1 protein-coding gene is annotated in these 1,231 nt (G+C 55.1%); it reads left to right on the forward strand.

The window, feature by feature from the left end:
* Positions 1–1,231, forward strand: a 1,231-nt coding sequence (locus tag ACL7TT_RS19620; RefSeq protein ID WP_413397897.1) for a hypothetical protein, incomplete at both ends; no start/stop codon positions are given.

A 1,231-nucleotide genomic window follows, 5' to 3' on the forward strand; every position in this document is an offset into this window, starting at 1 on the left:
AGCTTCTCCAGCCTGTCTGTAGTGCAAGGCCAGGGAGGCAGCGACAGCCTGGTGGGCTCGGATGGCGCGGACAGGTTCGAAATTACCGACCTGAATGCGCTGATGGCCAATAATATTGCCTTTAGCGGTATCAGCAGCGTTGATGCTCGTGGCGGTATCGACACAGTCAACGGAGCCGAAGGTACCGAGTGGTTACTGACCGGCAACAATAAAGAAGCGCGCAACAGCGATATCCTGTTTTCCGATGTAGAAACCCTTACCGCCACCAATGCCACGCTGCTGGGTACTGCCGGCAGTGAAGCCTTTACTCTGGGTACTGACGGTGCAGTGGAAGTCTACGGGATGAGCTTCTCCAGCCTGTCTGTAGTGCAAGGCCAGGGAGGTAGCGACAGCTTGGTGGGCTCGGATGGCGCGGACAGGTTCGAAATTACCGACCTGAATGCGCTGATGGCCAATAATATTGCCTTTAGCGGTATCAGCAGCGTTGATGCTCGTGGCGGTATCGACACGGTCAACGGAGCCGAAGGTACCGAGTGGTTACTGACCGGCAACAATAAAGAAGCGCGCAACAGCGATATCCTGTTTTCCGATGTAGAAACCCTTACCGCCACCAATGCCACGCTGCTGGGTACTGCCGGCAGTGAAGCCTTTACTCTGGGTACCGACGATGCAGTGGGAGTCTACGGGATGAACTTCTCAGGCCTGTCTTCAGTACAGGGCCGGGGTGGCAGCGACAGCCTAAACGCCCTCACTTACACGGATGGCCTGACCTTGACTGGCAGTGATAATCAACTGTCGGCAGGCACACTGACTTTCGAAGGTATTTTCAGTGCAACCACAGCGCTTTTAACCGGCAGCAGTGGCGATGACCAGTTTACCATCACCGGCACAAATACCGTGAATACAGCGGGTATCGACTTTAGTGAGCTGGATACAGTCAATGCGGGTTTGGGCAGCGACAGCCTGGTGGGCTCAGATGGCGAGGACAGGTTCGAAATTACCGGCCTGAATGCGCTGATGGCCAATAATATTACCTTTAGCGGTATCAGCAGCGTTGATGCCCTTGGCGGTATCGACACGGTCAACGGAGCCGATGGTACCGAGTGGTTACTGACCGGCAACAATAAAGAAGCGCGCAACAGCGATATCCTGTTTTCCGATGTAGAAACCCTTACCGCCACCAATGCCACGCTGCTGGGTACTGCCGGCAGTGAAGCCTTTACTCTGGGTA

The sequence above is a fragment of the Microbulbifer jejuensis genome (assembly GCF_047289955.1).
Taxonomy (GTDB): domain Bacteria; phylum Pseudomonadota; class Gammaproteobacteria; order Pseudomonadales; family Cellvibrionaceae; genus Microbulbifer.